The sequence below is a fragment of the Kocuria gwangalliensis genome (genome assembly GCF_039544365.1).
GTDB classification, from domain to species: Bacteria; Actinomycetota; Actinomycetes; order Actinomycetales; family Micrococcaceae; genus Kocuria; species Kocuria gwangalliensis.
This window is the reverse complement of sequence record NZ_BAABLN010000033.1, coordinates 42787-57635: the sequence shown is the minus strand read 5'-3', so window position 1 is coordinate 57635 and position 14849 is coordinate 42787. Positions and strand designations below refer to the sequence as shown.

Annotated in this window: 13 protein-coding genes; 8 read left to right on the top strand and 5 right to left on the bottom strand. The window is 67.2% G+C overall.

Going from position 1 to position 14849, the window contains the following annotated elements; all coding sequences use genetic code 11:
* The first annotated feature begins 32 nt into the window (after positions 1–32).
* The 3 genes from ABEA06_RS10560 to holA all read left to right on the top strand — a co-directional run bounded on the left by ABEA06_RS10560 (position 33) and on the right by holA (position 4715).
* Positions 33–995, top strand: coding sequence for a ComEA family DNA-binding protein (locus ABEA06_RS10560; RefSeq protein WP_345311464.1), 963 nt, complete (start codon positions 33–35; stop codon positions 993–995).
* On the top strand, positions 992–3544 hold the full coding sequence (locus ABEA06_RS10555; protein WP_303382640.1) for a ComEC/Rec2 family competence protein: 2553 nt from the start codon (positions 992–994) through the stop codon (positions 3542–3544). Before ABEA06_RS10560 ends, ABEA06_RS10555 begins: the two co-directional genes overlap by 4 nt.
* Positions 3545–3713: 169 nt before the next feature.
* A complete protein-coding gene (holA, locus tag ABEA06_RS10550; RefSeq protein ID WP_303382641.1) occupies positions 3714–4715 on the top strand; it encodes a DNA polymerase III subunit delta in 1002 nt (333 codons plus the stop codon).
* Between the two features lie 142 nt (positions 4716–4857).
* On the opposite strand, the gene rpsT is transcribed toward holA, so the two are convergent.
* Both rpsT and ABEA06_RS10540 read right to left on the bottom strand, forming a co-directional pair.
* A complete protein-coding gene (rpsT, locus tag ABEA06_RS10545; protein ID WP_303382642.1) occupies positions 4858–5118 on the bottom strand; it encodes a 30S ribosomal protein S20 in 261 nt (86 codons plus the stop codon).
* 156 nt (positions 5119–5274) lie between these two features.
* Positions 5275–5889, bottom strand: a complete 615-nt coding sequence (locus ABEA06_RS10540; protein ID WP_345311463.1) for a type II toxin-antitoxin system PemK/MazF family toxin — start codon at positions 5887–5889, stop codon at positions 5275–5277.
* 118 nt (positions 5890–6007) lie between these two features.
* Between ABEA06_RS10540 and lepA the strand changes: the two genes are divergently transcribed.
* A complete protein-coding gene (lepA, locus tag ABEA06_RS10535) occupies positions 6008–7864 on the top strand; it encodes a translation elongation factor 4 (protein WP_312396829.1) in 1857 nt (618 codons plus the stop codon).
* Complete coding sequence (hemW, locus tag ABEA06_RS10530) at positions 7864–9108, top strand: radical SAM family heme chaperone HemW (protein WP_303382645.1); 1245 nt, start codon at positions 7864–7866, stop codon at positions 9106–9108. Before lepA ends, hemW begins: the two co-directional genes overlap by 1 nt.
* An 85-nt stretch (positions 9109–9193) precedes the next feature.
* Here the strand turns inward: hemW and ABEA06_RS10525 are convergent, their stop codons facing one another.
* Together ABEA06_RS10525 and ABEA06_RS10520 are read right to left on the bottom strand one after the other, a co-directional pair.
* A complete protein-coding gene (locus ABEA06_RS10525; RefSeq protein WP_303382912.1) occupies positions 9194–9646 on the bottom strand; it encodes a DUF4870 domain-containing protein in 453 nt (150 codons plus the stop codon).
* A 169-nt stretch (positions 9647–9815) separates the two neighbouring features.
* Positions 9816–10682 carry a DUF3097 domain-containing protein gene (locus tag ABEA06_RS10520; RefSeq protein WP_303382911.1) on the bottom strand — a complete coding sequence of 289 codons (867 nt, stop codon included), beginning with the start codon at positions 10680–10682 and terminating at the stop codon, positions 9816–9818.
* Positions 10683–10854: 172 nt separating this feature from the next.
* On the opposite strand from ABEA06_RS10520, the gene hrcA reads away from it, so the two are divergent.
* From hrcA to ABEA06_RS10505, 3 genes are all read left to right on the top strand, one after another.
* Positions 10855–11868: a heat-inducible transcriptional repressor HrcA gene (gene hrcA, locus ABEA06_RS10515; RefSeq protein ID WP_303382910.1), complete on the top strand. Its 1014-nt coding sequence runs from the start codon at positions 10855–10857 to the stop codon at positions 11866–11868.
* 73 nt (positions 11869–11941) lie between these two features.
* A complete protein-coding gene (gene dnaJ, locus ABEA06_RS10510) occupies positions 11942–13084 on the top strand; it encodes a molecular chaperone DnaJ (protein ID WP_303382909.1) in 1143 nt (380 codons plus the stop codon).
* Positions 13081–13842 carry a 16S rRNA (uracil(1498)-N(3))-methyltransferase gene (locus tag ABEA06_RS10505; protein WP_303382908.1) on the top strand — a complete coding sequence of 254 codons (762 nt, stop codon included), beginning with the start codon at positions 13081–13083 and terminating at the stop codon, positions 13840–13842. The genes dnaJ and ABEA06_RS10505 overlap by 4 nt, the downstream gene beginning before the upstream one ends.
* An 8-nt stretch (positions 13843–13850) precedes the next feature.
* Here the strand turns inward: ABEA06_RS10505 and ABEA06_RS10500 are convergent, their stop codons facing one another.
* Entirely contained in the window at positions 13851–14774 is a 924-nt protein-coding gene (locus tag ABEA06_RS10500) for a GerMN domain-containing protein (RefSeq protein WP_312396833.1), read from the bottom strand.
* Positions 14775–14849 lie beyond the last annotated feature (75 nt).

The following is a 14849-nucleotide window of genomic DNA, read 5'->3' as shown; positions in this document are numbered from 1 at the left end:
TCGGGTCCGGTTGACCGGATTGGCTGGTGCCCATGAGCGGGGTCAATTATCGGGGACGGGCCCGACTGCGGGATCACCAGGCCACGGAGCGGTTGTCGGCCTTGTTGGAGGGCGTGGCCGAGCGCGCTGGGGAACCGGCGGATCCGGACGGCGGTGTCACCGCCGGAGACGAGGTCGGCGAACACGACGGCCCGCAGCATCGTCACCCCGTGGCGGTCCGTACGTTCTTCACCCGCCCGGCGGTCATCGTGGTGATCGTCGTGCTGCTGGCGGTGTGCGGGATCTCTGCCCTGTCCCTGCTGCCGGGTGGTTCGGACCCTGAGTCGACCGTCGTGGCGGAGGCGGAGGCGTCGGGGTCCGCGACGGATGCGGGTCACGCCTCCGGCGCCGCGTCAGCACCGGCGGGCGCGTCCGGTTCGGTTCCGGGTGCTGACGCCGCCCCGACCACCGTACCTACCGGGGACTCGTCCGCCGGGCTAACCGTGCACGTGGTCGGGGAGGTGAAGAAACCGGCCGTGGTGCAATTGTCCCCGGGCGCGCGTGTCATTGACGCCGTGGAAGCCGCGGGCGGACTCACGGACGCCGCCGTCACCGAACGCATCAACCTGGCCCAACCGCTCACCGACGGTCAACAGGTACTGATCCCCAACGAGGCGAGCGCGGCGGAGGCAGCGGCCGCGGGCGAGAGTGCGGGTACGGCGCAGGGGCCGCACGCCGGACAGGGCGCCCCCACGACCGCAGGTTCCGCATCGGGCGGGAGCGAACCGGGAGACGATCGCGGCCCGGGCGCAGCAGCCTCGGGTGTGCTGATCAATCTCAACACCGCCACCGCGGCCGACCTCGAGGAACTCCCGCGCGTGGGTCCGGTCCTCGCCCAACGCATTGTCGACTTCCGCACCGAGCACGGGCCGTTCACCGCGCCCGAACAACTTGATGATGTGAGCGGGATCGGCCCGACCATGCTCGACGCGCTGTTGCCCCTGGTCACGGTATGAACCGTCAGTGGGACCTGCGCCTGGTCCCATCGGCGCTCACGGTATGGCTGTGCGCCGTCATCTTCTTGACCGCCGGGGTGATTCCCGCGGTGTGGACCGGCCTGGCGTGCGTGGGTGCCACCGGCACAACCCTGGTCCTACTGGAATCCCGTCATGGTCGACACACCGCTCCTGTGCCCGGGCACTCGCGTCGCCGGCGCCGCGCCGAGATCGCCGGTGCGCTCGCGGTCACGTCCCTGTGCGCCGCCGCCGCGGTGTTGACCGCGTGGAACGCCACCCAACCCGCGCGGTCCACACTGACCGAGCATCCGCCGGGTGCCACGATCCGCGTGTCAGCCACGGTGACGGGCGAGCCCACCGCGTACTCGAGCCGGTCCTTCGCGCATCACGGTGAAACGGGTGAGGGCACGGTGGTTTCGCTGCAGACGCAGCGGATCGGCCGGCACACTGAGCGCACCGAGATCACCGTGTTCGCCACGCACCCGCAATGGGGAGAGCTGGCTGACGGTGAGGCCCTCACCGCGACCCTGACCCTCACGGACACGGCGACCCCCGCCCGATTGACCGCCCGAGCGTCGTCGGCGCCCGTGGTGGGGCAGAGCGCCGGAGAAACGGAACGGACGCCGGGATTGCTGGCGGGAGCCCGCACCGACCTCGCGCGGCTGAGTCTCTCCCACGGGGCGGCCGCGGCCGGCCTGGTGCCGGGCATGACGGTCGGGGACACCTCGCAGATCTCCGCATCGCTGAGCGAGGACCTGCGCACCACCGGGCTCACGCACCTCACGGCGGTGTCCGGCTCCAATTGCGCCCTCGTGATGACCCTCACCGGGTACGCGGCGCTGTCCATGGGGGCGGGGCGTCGGGTATGCCTGGTGGTGGGGCTCGCGGCGCTGGGAAGCTTTGTGCTGCTCGTGGGCCCGGACCCGTCCGTGCTGCGTGCCTCCGTAATGGGCGCGCTGGGCGCACTGAGCATGCTCAATGGCCGCAACGGGGTGAGCCTCAACGCGTTGAGCGCCGCATTGATCGGCCTAGTGCTGGTCTCACCGGGGCTGGCCATTGACTTCGGGTTCATCCTGTCGGTCTTGGCGACCGCGGGGATCGTGGTGAGCGGTCGCGCCGTCGCCCGTGTGTTGGCGCTGAAGTTGCCGGTGCCGGTCGCGCTGTGCATCGCCATCCCGTTCGTGGCTCAGCTGTGGTGCGGACCCGTGCTCCTGCTGCTCAATCCGGCGCTGCCCACCTACTCCCTTCCGGCCAACATGGCGGCCACGCTGCTGGTGCCCGTCGCCACCGTGGCCGGGCTCATCACCGTCTGCGTCCTGATCCTCCCCAAGGTCCTGATGCCCGCGCTTCTCCTGATTCCCGGCCTCGACGCCGAACCGGTCACCGGCGCGTGGGAGCGCGCAGCCCAGCTGCCCCTCACCGTGGCCGCCGTACCGGCGCGCGGTGTGGCCTGGATCGCCACCTCCTTCGCGGGCCTGCCGGGCGCACTCGCACCGTGGCCACCGGGAGTCTGGGGCATTGTCCTACTCACGGCCATCAGCGGGTCCGCCGGCGCAGCCTTGCACTGGGTGGACGCCCGGTGTCAGCGACCCACCGATACACACGGGTCCGTGCTCGCAACGCCCGCCCCGGTTCCCGTTGCCGATCCCGTGTGGCGGCAGCTCGCAGCACAACGCCGCCGCCGACGCCGCGCGCTCGCGATCCTCGCGGCCGTCACCACCCTGGTGCTGCTCATCCACGGGCTCATCTGGTGGCTGCGCCCGGCACCGGACTGGGACTCGGTGGTCTGCGACGTGGGCCAGGGAGACGCCGTCCTGCACCGGACCGGCCAACACAGCGCCGTACTGGTGGATGCCGGCCCGGACCCGCGCGCCCTGAGTACCTGCCTCCATCAGGCCGAGATCCAGCACCTGGATGCCGTGATCCTCAGTCACGACCACGCGGACCACACGGCCGGCCTGGACGCACTGACCGGGGACATCCCCGTGGACCGAGTGTGGTATTCCTCCGCGACCGGTGACCTACCGGAATCGGCCCAGAACTTTGCCGACCGCGCCCACATACCCCGCCCCGGGGACACCCTGGACCTGGGCTCCACCACGGTGACGGTCCTGGGACCCGAACCACCCTCCGCGGCACGTACACCAGGGCCATCCGCCCCGAGCTCCGAGGACGAGAACAACGCATCCCTGGCACTGCGCATCACCGTTCGGGCAGAGCACGGAACCACCACGTGGCTCTCGGCGGGTGACCTCGAGGAGGACGGCGCCAACCGGCTCATCCGCGGCCAACCGGACGCCGGTGCACTCACAACCGACATCCTCAAGGTCTCCCACCACGGCGCCCGCAACGGCGGAACCACACTCATCCGGGCGGCGGACCCGGCGCTCGCGGTCATCTCGGTGGGTGAGGACAACACGTACGGGCATCCGCACCCGGTCATCACACAGGCGCTCCAGGACGGTGGAGCCGCGGTGGCCCGAACCGATCAGAATGGTTCACTGTGGATCCGTAAGGACGGCTCGCGCATCTCCGTCTCCACACGGTGACTCATCCTCGCCGGTCAAGGGACCCCGGACAGCGGCCCACGAAACAGGGGCCGCGTCCACAACGCCGGCACCGGGCAGCAGCTTGTCGGTCCCTCCGACTAACATGATCAGCCAGACCATCAAACACCGCTGACAACCGCGTGGGCTCATCCCGCGCTGAGGAGGACCCATGGCAGCCGCGCGCCGACCAGCGCCGTCGAACTCGGGCACCTCCTGGCGGGAGGCCGCACCCCAGCCGCTCGTCCTGGCCACCGGATCGGATGAATACCTGATCCAGCGGGTCCGCGAGTCGTTACGCGACCAGATTCGCGAGCACCAGGGTACGTGCGAGGTCACCCTCATGTCCGCGGCGGACTACGCCCCGGGACAGCTGGCCGTGGTCACCAGCCCCTCGTTGTTCGATGAGCCCAAGCTCGTGTGCGTCACCGACTTGTCGAGCATGAACGAGAACCTCCTGACGGATGCCCTCGCGTACGTGAAGTCACCGGACCCGGAGGTCACGGTGCTGTGGGAACACGGCGGCGGCAACCGCGGCAAGAAGCTGCTGGATGCCCTCAAAGAGACGGCTCTCGTGGTGGATTGTGCGCCCCCGAAATCGGACCGGGACAAGTCCGCGTTCATTCTGGCCGAGTTCAAGCAGCACGGAAAACGCATCGAGCCCGACGCCGCCCGCGCCCTGGCCGCCGCGGTGGGCACCAGCACCGCGGAACTGGCCGCGGCATGCGCCCAGCTGATCTCCGACGGACCCACCACCGTCGATCACGACCTGGTGGAGAAGTACTACGGCGGACGGGTCGAGGTCACGGCGTTCCGGGTGGCAGATGCCGCCGTGGCCGGTAACGCCGATCAGGCCCTCAAGCTCTGGCGCCAGGCCGTTGACGTGGGTGTGGACCCGGTGCCCATGGTCGCGGCGCTGGGCGCCAAGCTGCGACTCATCGCGCTTGTTGCAGGGTCCCGAGGGAGCTCGGGAAGTGTTGCGCGAGACGTCGGCGCGGCACCGTGGCAGGTGGAGCGCGCCCAGAACGAGGCACGCCGTTTCACCCCGGGGCACGTGAGCGAGGCGCTCAAGGCCATTGCGCACGCGGACGCGCAGGTCAAGGGGGAGTCCCGCACCCCGTACTACGCGGTGGAACGCGCCATTACCGTTATCGCCACGCACGGTAGGCACTGAGCTCGGGCCGGCGTGCGGCCGGTAGTCCGCCCGTTCGGCGCGCGCGGGCCCGCTGACCTATGGGTTCGTCACTAACCGCGGGTACGGCAAGAGCCCGGTACCTCGTGGGTACCGGGCTCTCAAGCTGTCAGCCGAGGCGGACTCAGATCTTGGAGACCTTCTTGGCCAGACCGGACTTCTTGTTGGCCGCGGTGTTCTTGTGCAGCACACCCTTGGATACGGCCTTGTCCAGCTTGCGGGACACGATGCGCAGGTTCGACTCGGCGGCGTCCTTGTCGGACGTACCAATGGAGTCGTTGACCTTGCGGATCAGGGTCTTCAGCTCGGACTTGTAAGCGTTGTTGCGCAGGCGAGCCTTCTCGTTGGTGAGGTTGCGCTTTTTCTGCGACTTGATGTTGGCCACGTATAACTCCTAAAACTGTTCACGGAATTTCGGTCAGTGAGGGCTCACGGATGATCATCGACTGAGTGTGAGAGTGGGGATGCTCGGTGGCAACCATCCGCTGTGCCCGACGACCAGCGCGGACACACAGCGACAAAGCTTATCAGATCAACGTGGTCAGCGTCGGTTCCCGAGTTCTCGGGCCACGTCGTCAAAGCGACGGCGGTCCAGAACGGCGCCTTCGCGGCGGACATCGGCGGCCAGCACGGGAATCACTCTGTTGAGGCGCGCTTCCGACGGCCGGCCCTGGCGATCCCACGTGCCGGTTCCGACGTCCACGAAGTTCGGGTCGTTGTAGGAGGCATGGTCGTGGTCCTTGGACGTGAGCATGAGGCACAACAAATAGTCGCCGGCGCGGTCCACGATCAACACCGGGCGGTCCTTGCCCTGGGTGTGGTCCTCCTGGAACGGCACCCAGGTCCAGACCACCTCACCGGGATCCGGGCGACCGTCCGGATGAGGGTTGTACTGCGGATTCACGGGGCCGGTCCAGTCACCGAGGTAGGGCTTGGACAGCCCACCACCGGAGGAGGGCTGCGAGGTGGGCGCCGAGTACTGGCCGCGCGGCTCGTACTGGCCCTGCGGCTCATACCGGTCTTGCCGCGGTGCCGAACGCTGGTCCATGTCCGGGCGCGAGCCCTGGCCGCGGTTGTGCTGCATGGAACCGGACACTCGTTTGTACATGCGGTAGGCGCGAAGGCCCTGGCGCGCGAGGCGCATGAAATCTGGCATGCCCCCGAGTCTACTTGCGGCCCGCGACCCGCCCCGTGTGAGCCGGGGATGCCCGGTTCGCCCATCCGCACGGAACGTGGGAAACTGGGGAGTCATCCTGAGAACGAAAGGACCGCCTGTGTCACCGTTGGCCGTCAACCCACCGGCACCCGCCTCGACCGACCCCTCGGTGCTCAGAAATTTCTGCATCATCGCCCACATCGACCACGGTAAGTCCACGCTGGCCGACCGCATGCTGCAGGCCACCGGGGTGGTGACCCCGCGGCAAATGAAGGCCCAGTACCTGGACCGCATGGACATTGAACGCGAACGCGGTATCACTATTAAGTCTCAGGCCGTGCGCATGCCGTGGAACGTGGACGGCACCGATTACGCCTTGAACATGATCGACACCCCGGGGCACGTGGACTTCACGTACGAGGTGTCCCGTTCCTTGGCCGCGTGCGAAGCCACCCTCTTGCTGGTGGACGCCGCTCAGGGCATCGAAGCCCAGACGCTGGCCAACCTCTACCTGGCGCTCGAGAACGACCTCACGATCATTCCCGTGCTCAACAAGATCGACCTGCCCGCGGCCCAGCCGGACAAGTACGCGGAAGAACTGGCGAACCTGATCGGTGTGGAACCGGACGAGGTGCTGCGGGTATCCGGCAAGACCGGTGTGGGCGTGGAAGCCCTGCTGGACAGGATCGTGCGGGACGTTCCGCCGCCGCAGGGCGTCGAGGATGCCCCCTCACGGGCCATGATTTTCGACTCCGTGTACGACACCTACCGCGGCGTGGTCACGTACGTGCGCGTGGTGGACGGCACCCTCAAGCCGCGCGAACGCATCCGCATGATGTCCACGGGCGCGGCCCACGAAATGCTGGAGATCGGCGTGATTTCCCCCGAACCCACCCCGTCCAACGGCTTGAGCGTGGGCGAGGTCGGTTACCTGATCACCGGTGTGAAGGACGTCCGCCAGTCCCGCGTGGGCGATACGGTCACCTCGCACATCAAACCGGCGGAGGAATCGCTGGGCGGTTACGAGGACCCCAAGCCCATGGTCTTCTCCGGCCTGTTCCCGGTCGAGGGCTCGGACTACCCCGTGCTGCGTGACGCACTGGAGAAGCTCCAACTCAACGACGCCGCCCTGGTCTACGAACCCGAAACCTCCACCGCACTGGGATTCGGTTTCCGCTGCGGCTTCCTGGGTCTGCTGCACTTGGAAATCACCCGCGACCGGTTGGAACGAGAGTTCAACCTGGACCTGATCTCCACCGCGCCCTCGGTGTCCTACAACGTGACGCTCGAGGACAACTCGGAAACCGAGGTGACCAACCCGTCCGAGTTCCCCGAGGGTCGCATCAACGAGATCCGTGAGCCCATGGTCTCGGCCACCGTGCTGGTGCCCTCCGAGTTCATTGGCGCCGTGATGGAGCTGTGCCAGTCCAAGCGCGGTGAAATGAAGGGCATGGATTACCTCTCGGAGGACCGAGTGGAGCTGCGCTACCGCCTGCCGCTCGCGGAAATCGTGTTCGACTTTTTCGATCTGCTCAAGTCCAAGACCCGCGGTTACGCGTCCCTGGACTGGAAGGCGGACGGCGAACAGGCCGCCGACCTGGTCAAGGTGGACATCCTGCTGCAGGGCGAGCAAGTGGACGCATTCAGCGCCATCACCCACAAGGACAAGGCCTACTCGTACGGCGTGGTGATGACCGGCAAGCTCAAGAACCTGATTCCGCGCCAGCAGTACGAGGTGCCCATTCAGGCGGCCATCGGTTCGCGCGTCATTGCCCGCGAGAACATTCGCGCGATCCGCAAGGACGTGCTGTCCAAGTGCTACGGCGGCGACATCTCCCGTAAGCGCAAGCTGCTCGAGAAGCAGAAGGAAGGCAAGAAGCGCATGAAGATGGTGGGCCGCGTGGAGGTTCCCCAGGAGGCCTTCGTGGCCGCGCTGTCCTCCGACGAAGAGCCGGGCAAGGACAAAAAGAAGTAATGCCCGCCCAGCCCGAAGGGGACCCGGCTCCCGCGGACGGGTCCCTACCCCCGAGCGCGGTGGCCCGGGCGCACGAACGCACGTTGAGCCTGTACGTGCACGTCCCGTTCTGCGCGGTGCGCTGCGGCTACTGCGACTTCAACACGTACACGATGTCCCAGCTGGGCCCGGACGTGTCCCGTGAGGATTACCATCACGACGCCGCCGCGGAGGTCCGCTTCGGTCGTGCCGTTCTCGACGCCGCCGGGGCGCCACCGCGTCCGCTGCACAGCGTGTTCTTCGGCGGTGGCACACCCACGCTGCTCCCGGCCGAGAATCTCGCGGCTGTTCTGAGGCAGGCACGCGAGAGTTTCGGGTTGGCCCCGGACGCGGAAATCACGGTGGAGGCCAACCCTGACTCGGTGACGGACCGCACGTTCGAGGTCCTGGCCGAGGCGGGCGTGAACCGCGTGTCCTTCGGCATGCAATCCGCCGTACCCCACGTGCTCACGGTGCTGGAGCGTACCCACACCCCGGCCAATGTGCCTCTCGCGGTGGCCGGTGCCCGGAAGGCGGGGCTGTCGGCCAGTGTCGATCTGATTTACGGCACACCGGGGGAGTCCCTGCCCGATTGGCGGCGTTCCGTGGAAACCGCCCTGGACCTGGGGCCCGATCACCTCTCCGCGTATTCGCTGATCATCGAGGACGGCACCAAGCTCGCCGCCCAGATCCGACGCGGCGAGGTTCCGGAGGTGGATCCCGATGATCAGGCCGAGAAATACATCCTGGCCGACGGTCTGCTGCGCGAGGCCGGGTTCGACTGGTACGAGGTCTCCAACTGGTCCCGCGCGGGCGAGGGCCGCAGCGCCGAACAAAACCGCAGCGCACACAACATTGCCTATTGGCGCAATCAGGATTGGTGGGGGATCGGCCCGGGCGCCCACTCCCACATGGACGGTGTTCGCTGGTGGAACATCAAGCATCCGTTGCCCTACACGAACAAGATCCGTGAGGGTCTATCACCGGCCGTGGGTCGCGAGAGCCTGGACCGGGACACCCAGTACCTCGAGCACGTGATGCTGGGCATCCGCGTCCGGGAGGGACTGGAGACGTCGAGCCTGCGCCCCGAGGGGCGCACCGCCGTGGCCGGGCTCATTGCCGACGGCTGGGTGGACGGCCACGCCGCTGTCGGCGGGCACGTGATCCTCACCGACCAGGGTCGTCTCATGGCCGACGCCGTCACACGTCGCCTTCTCAACTGGTGAGCGTTACGGCCTGGGACGGGAGACGGACGGAAGCCGCCGCGCCAGGATCACCCCGGACGCGGCGGCGTCGTATCTAAGGAGCCCTTCAGGGCCTGGCTGCGCGGTCGGCCTGCAGTCTGTCGAACATGTGGGTGTTGCCGCGGTACTGGTAGGGCTCACCCTGGTTGACCTTGATCCCCGCGATCACCGATTGCGCGGCCAGGACCACCCAGGTGAGGGAGGCAATCAGGGCAAAGATCCAACCGACCGCGGGAATCAATGACAGTCCGATGCCCACCAGGATGATCACGGTGGGCAACAGGGAGAAGTTGAGCGCTTCCCGGGACTCCTGTCGGGTGAACGGCCCGCGCTCGCCCAGGGTGCGGTGAATCACATAGCTGGGTAGTGCCCCGACCACACCGCCCAGGTGCGCGAGGGTGGCGAACTGCTTGTCCTGGGAGATGTCTAAGGGCTCGGCCCGAGCGGGAACGCGTTCGAACGGGGGGCTGTCTGCGGGGACCGGTCGCGAACCGGATCGGGAGGGGGGTTGATCAACCACTACATATCTCTTTTCGGGGCCACGAGCCCGTAGTGCCAAGTATCACTGCGCCGGAAATCTTCGATTCATTCTAAGGTCTCGATACTGGCCCCACGCTGAGACGCCGGTGTTAGTCGCACCACCAGGATCCGCGGACCTGTGGCCCCGCGAATCCGCAGCGGTGGCCTCGTTACCGGGGGGCCGTCAGAAAGTCGATGAGTTCCTCGACCCGTCCCAACAGCGACGGTTCCAGATCCGCATAGGAATCCACCCGGGCCAGGATCGCCTGCCAGGCCTGACCGATGTCCGCGGGAGTCTTGTGGGGCAGACCCAGTGCCTTGGCCATGCCGGTTTTCCAGTCGATTCCGCGTGGTATCACCGGCCACTCGGCCAACCCCAGGACCGACGGCTTCACGGCCTGCCAAATATCCACGTACGGATGGCCCAGCACCAGCACATTGTCCCGCGCACCGGGTACGCGCAGCGCGTTCGCGGCGATCTTGGATTCCTTGGAGCCTGTGACCAGATGGTCCACCAGAACGCCCAGGCGCCGCTCGGGGCCGGGGTTGAAGTCGCGGACCGCGGTCGGCAGGTCGTCGATTCCATGGAGCGGTTCCACCACGATGCCCTCCACAGCCAGGTCATGCCCCCAGACCTTGGCGACCAGTTCGGCGTCGTGATAGCCCTCCACCCAGATGCGGGACTCCTTGGCCACACGTGCACGCAAACCCTCAACGGCCACGGAGCCGGATCGGGTGCGGGCGGGCTTCCGAGGACCGGTCTTGCGCGCGGGCGGGCCCAGGTTGATCGGTTCTCCGTCCAGCAGGAAACCCGGGCCCAGCGGGAAGGTCTTGATCTTGCCGCGCCGGTCCTCCAAACCCACCACGCGCATGCCGCCAATGGTTTCCAGGCTGACCGCGGCACCCACCCAACCGGTCTGCGCATCCTCCAGGACCATGCCCGGTTCCAACGCGGTGTTTCGCGCCACGGGGCCGGTGCGCGCAACCGAGGCACTACTCAGGTCCTGCGGGCCCCAGTTCCAACCGGATGCTCTCACGATGCGCTGTCCTCACGTGTGGGATGGATGATCAGCCGCGAGCGTACCAAATGGCGCGTTGGCGCCTCGGAGGTACACTGAAAACAATTAGCACTGTCATCCGTTGAGTGCCAGGAACAGTCACTGTCCTGATTCATGTCCGAATTCCGTCCATGCCGGGGAGGTGAAGCGAGTGAGCCAACCGCGCAGAGCCGAAATTTTGCGGGCGATCGTGGAGGACTACGTCCATTCACGAGAGCCCGTGGGATCCAAAGCGCTCGTGGAACGGCATCAGTTGAGCGTTTCCTCGGCCACGGTCCGCAATGACATGGCCGCCTTGGAAGAAGAGGGCCTGATCGTGGCCCCGCACACCAGCTCGGGCCGCATTCCCACGGACAAGGGGTACCGGACCTTCGTGGACCAGATTGCCTCCCTCCGGCCGTTGTCATCGCCCCAGAAACGGGCGATCCAGTCCTTCCTGGACGGTGCCAGCGACCTTGACGACGCCATGGAACGGACCGTGCGCTTTCTGGCGCAGCTGACCCACCAGGTGGCACTCATTCAATACCCCGCGGCGTCGGGAACCACCGTGCGCCACGTGGAACTCGTGGACGTGGGTGGTACCTCGTTGCTCGTGGTGTTCATCCCCACCTCCGGCAGGGTGCTGCAGCGGGTCGTGGACTTGCACCGCGCGCTACTCGAGCACGAGCTCATGGAGTTGCGGGCGCGGGTACTGGCGGGAGTGGTCGGACGGTCACTGCGGGACGTCCAGGCAGCCGCCTCCGGGACGGCCCAACGCCTGCCCGCGGAACTGGTCGAGGCGGGCACCGTGGTGGCGGAGGCACTCGGTGCTTTGGCGGCGTCGTCGGAGGACCACAGGCTGGTCATGGCCGGCACGGCCAACCTGGCCCGCTTCAGTGGTGATTTTGCTCTCAGTATCGGACCAGTCCTCGAAGCACTTGAGGAACAAGTGGTCATGCTGCGATTGTTGTCAGAGATGCAACAGGACGCCCGCGGTGTGGCCGTACGCATCGGCTCGGACAGCACCGATGACCCGCTGGCGGAAACGTCCGTGGTGGCCACCGGCTACGGCCCGCAATCCGTGTCCAAACTGGGAGTGGTCGGCCCCACCCGCATGGACTACCCCTCCACCATGGCCGCGGTGCGAGCCGTGGCCCGCTATTTGTCCCACACGCTGGGGGAGTAGCCGCGCCCACCGTGGCAGCGTTCCCCATTCGCGTTGAGTACTACACACTGACGAAAGAAGAATCGATTCCATCGTGAGCGATCACTACGAAACCCTGGGCGTGACCCGGGATGCCAGCCCGGAAGAGATCAAGCGCGCCTACCGCAAGAAGGCCCGTAAACTGCACCCGGACGTGAATCCCTCCCCGGACGCCGCCGAAGAGTTCAAGCGCGTCTCCCACGCGAACGACGTCCTGGCGGACCCCGAGAAGCGCCGCGTGTACGACGCCACCGGAAACGAGAACGGAACCGACACCGGCTTCGGCGGGGGCTTCCCCGGCTCCGGCTTCGGGTTCGCGGACATCTTCGAAACGTTCTTCCAGGGCGCGGGCGCCGCGGGCCAGCGCGGCCCCCAATCGCGAACCCGGCAGGGCCAGGACGCGCTCATCAACGTGCGCGTGTCCCTCAAGGACGCCGTGTTCGGTGTGGAAAAGGACATCACCGTGGACACCGCGGTCGTCTGCCCCACCTGTCAGGGCTCGTGCTGCCAACCGGGCTCCAGCCCCACCACCTGTTCCATGTGCCGAGGTTCCGGACACATGCAGTACCAGAAGCAGTCCATCCTGGGCGTGGTCACCACCCAGGCGCCGTGCGCCACCTGTAACGGATTCGGCACCGTGATCGAGAACCCCTGCCACGAGTGCTACGGCGAGGGGCGCGTGCGCGATCGTCGTCCGCTGACGATCAAGATCCCCGCGGGAATCCAGTCCGGTAACCGGATCCGGCTGTCGGGTCAGGGCGAAGCCGGCACCGCCGGGGGACCCAACGGCGACCTCTACGTGGAACTCAAGGTCGACCCAGACCCCACTTTCCACCGCGAAGGCGACGACCTGCACGCGCGCATCCGCATTCCCATGACCTCGGCCGCGTTGGGCACCACGGTCCAGCTGGACACGTTCGACGGCGCCCGCGACGTCGACGTCGCAGCGGGCACCCAATCGGGTGCCACCGTGACCCTCGATGACTTGGGTGTCACACACCTGCGCGGTAAAGGCCGCGGTGATCTGCAGGTGCACATCGAGGTGGACACCCCTCAGGATCTCAATTCCGAACAGCGCGAGTTGCTCGAACAATTGGCGCAACTGCGCAGCGAGCGTCGTTCGGACGCCACCACCGTGAACGCTCCGTCCTCCGGCGGTTTCTTCTCCCGGCTCAAGGACCGGTTCAACGATCTGTGACGGACCCGGTCTTCTTTGTCGACCGCGGTGAACTGAGCGCGGCAACCGCCGGTGCGGACTTCGACCTCACCGGCGCCGAGGCCCGCCATGCCGTGACCGTGCGCAGATTGCGGGCCGGGCAGACCCTGGAACTCGTGGACGGTCACGGAACCCGTGCGGCCTGTGAATTCCTGCGCGGTGAGAAGGATGCGATGACGGTGCGGGTGGCCGCAGTGGCGCACGAACCGGCGCCGGACACCGAATTCATCCTGGTCCAGGCCCTGGCCAAGGCAGACCGGGATCTCCAAGCGGCCGAAAGCGCCACGGAGCTCGGTGTGGACCGGGTGATTCCGTGGCAGGCGGATCGCAGCATTGTGCGACTCAAGGCCGAGCGGGCCGCCAAGATGCTGGGTAAATGGGAGTCCACGGTGGCCGCCGCGGCCAAGCAGTCCCGGCGTGCCCGCTGGCCCGAGCTCGGAGACCACGTGAACTCCACCGGCCTGACCGCCCTGATCCGGAGCACTCCCGAGACGCGCTGGTTCGTATTGCACGAGTCGGCGGAGACCTCCTGGGGCGCCCTGCGAGCCGAGGAACTCACCGCCGCGACATCCATTGGGTTGATCGTGGGGCCCGAGGGTGGCATCAGTGAGCACGAACGTGAACACTTCACCGCGGCGGGCGCACACGCTCTGAAACTGGGCCGCGAGGTGATGCGTGCCTCGACCGCGGGGCCCGCGGCTCTTGCGGCGTTGTGTGCCTTGACCGGCCGGTGGAGTTGACTGTCGGCTTAGTCGGCCACGATGGTGACCGTATGGTCGTCGGAGACCTGCTCCTCGTCCTTGGGGCTGCCGGTCACGCGGACCGTGTAGTCACCGGCGGGCAGGTCCACGGGTATCTTGAATTCCGTACCCGCTGAGGAAGCGGGAGTTTCGGTTGGCTCGCCGATCTCACCGGACTGCACGGCCTCATCACCGTCAGCGGGGATCACTTCCCACGTGGCGGATGCGATTTCCGGAAGTACTCGACCGAACAGGGTCAGGGGCGAGCCGGACTCGGTTCCCGTTTGCGGATCGATCAGCCACACCGGGGCGGCCATGGACGCGTCACGGGAGATGGGATCCTGCAGGTCCACCGAGCCGAAGGCCTTGTAATCGGGCTGGCCGTCCACCAGAATCCGGACTTCCTTGGCGGTGGCCGCGTCAAGCAGCCCCGCGGTGACGGCGGCTGCGGACACGGTGTACACCAGTTGTTGGAGGGCCAGCTCGGCGTCGTCGGCGGGGAGCTGACCGGCGAACGCGGTGACGGGGAGATCAACGGTGATTGTGCCGTCGGGTGAAACGGATGTGCCCACGGACTCCACGGCCGACCACAGGGACCGGTAATCCGGGTCCAAGGGTTCAAGGCTGGTCATCATGACAACCGCTTCCGCGACGGGGTCCGCGGTGTCCGCGGCGGGCGCGGTGCGGAATTCACGGAACAGGTAGTGCGACTGCTCATCGGTCCCGGCCCAGTACACGGGTGCCTGCTCGGTGGCGACGCCCTCGTACACGCCGTCCGTGCTCACGGGGGCGGAGGCGATTCTGGGCGCGGCGCTGGAGGCATTGGTGGCGCGGTCAGCAGCTGACCCGCACGCGGCGAGGCTCAGGGTCACGGCAAGACCTGCCGAGGCGATGGTGACGGTCCTGCGGGCATAGTTATGCCTCGAGTCCATGAATTCACCATCCCGGTAGAGCTGTCGTCAATGTCTGCACGGACGCGTTGCGGGCAGAGGGCGTCCGTGACGGGT